The 1,729-nt window shown below is 52.9% G+C and carries 1 rRNA gene; it reads right to left on the bottom strand.

The features are described from left to right. Positions 1–47 precede the first annotated feature (47 nt). Positions 48–1,587 (bottom strand): 16S ribosomal RNA (locus OOJ59_RS27810). Positions 1,588–1,729 lie beyond the last annotated feature (142 nt).

Here is a 1,729-nt window from a genome sequence, read left to right as displayed (position 1 = left end):
TTCATCAGACAATCTGTGTGAGCACTACAAAGGTCGGTTCTTTAAGGTAAGGAGGTGATCCAACCGCAGGTTCCCCTACGGTTACCTTGTTACGACTTCACCCCAGTCATGAATCACAAAGTGGTAAGCGCCCTCCCGAAGGTTAAGCTACCTACTTCTTTTGCAACCCACTCCCATGGTGTGACGGGCGGTGTGTACAAGGCCCGGGAACGTATTCACCGTGGCATTCTGATCCACGATTACTAGCGATTCCGACTTCATGGAGTCGAGTTGCAGACTCCAATCCGGACTACGACATACTTTATGAGGTCCGCTTGCTCTCGCGAGGTCGCTTCTCTTTGTATATGCCATTGTAGCACGTGTGTAGCCCTACTCGTAAGGGCCATGATGACTTGACGTCATCCCCACCTTCCTCCAGTTTATCACTGGCAGTCTCCTTTGAGTTCCCGGCCGGACCGCTGGCAACAAAGGATAAGGGTTGCGCTCGTTGCGGGACTTAACCCAACATTTCACAACACGAGCTGACGACAGCCATGCAGCACCTGTCTCAGAGTTCCCGAAGGCACCAAAGCATCTCTGCTAAGTTCTCTGGATGTCAAGAGTAGGTAAGGTTCTTCGCGTTGCATCGAATTAAACCACATGCTCCACCGCTTGTGCGGGCCCCCGTCAATTCATTTGAGTTTTAACCTTGCGGCCGTACTCCCCAGGCGGTCGACTTAACGCGTTAGCTCCGGAAGCCACGCCTCAAGGGCACAACCTCCAAGTCGACATCGTTTACGGCGTGGACTACCAGGGTATCTAATCCTGTTTGCTCCCCACGCTTTCGCACCTGAGCGTCAGTCTTTGTCCAGGGGGCCGCCTTCGCCACCGGTATTCCTCCAGATCTCTACGCATTTCACCGCTACACCTGGAATTCTACCCCCCTCTACAAGACTCTAGCCTGCCAGTTTCGGATGCAGTTCCCAGGTTGAGCCCGGGGATTTCACATCCGACTTGACAGACCGCCTGCGTGCGCTTTACGCCCAGTAATTCCGATTAACGCTTGCACCCTCCGTATTACCGCGGCTGCTGGCACGGAGTTAGCCGGTGCTTCTTCTGCGAGTAACGTCAATCGCTGTGGTTATTAACCACAACGCCTTCCTCCTCGCTGAAAGTACTTTACAACCCGAAGGCCTTCTTCATACACGCGGCATGGCTGCATCAGGCTTGCGCCCATTGTGCAATATTCCCCACTGCTGCCTCCCGTAGGAGTCTGGACCGTGTCTCAGTTCCAGTGTGGCTGGTCATCCTCTCAGACCAGCTAGGGATCGTCGCCTAGGTGAGCCGTTACCCCACCTACTAGCTAATCCCATCTGGGCACATCCGATGGCAAGAGGCCCGAAGGTCCCCCTCTTTGGTCTTGCGACATTATGCGGTATTAGCTACCGTTTCCAGTAGTTATCCCCCTCCATCGGGCAGTTTCCCAGACATTACTCACCCGTCCGCCACTCGTCACCCGAGAGCAAGCTCTCTGTGCTACCGTTCGACTTGCATGTGTTAGGCCTGCCGCCAGCGTTCAATCTGAGCCATGATCAAACTCTTCAATTTAAGTTTGATGCTCGTGAATTAAACTTCGTAATGAATTACGTGTTCACTCAGAGACTTGGTATTCATTTTTCGTCTTGCGACGTTAAGAATCCGTATCCTCGAGTGCCCACACAGATTGTCTGATAAATTGTTAAAGAGCAGT

Origin of the sequence: Citrobacter sp. W9, from assembly GCF_026719375.1 — a bacterium.
GTDB lineage: Bacteria > Pseudomonadota > Gammaproteobacteria > Enterobacterales > Enterobacteriaceae > Citrobacter > Citrobacter werkmanii.
This window is presented reverse-complemented; position numbering and strand designations above follow the sequence as displayed.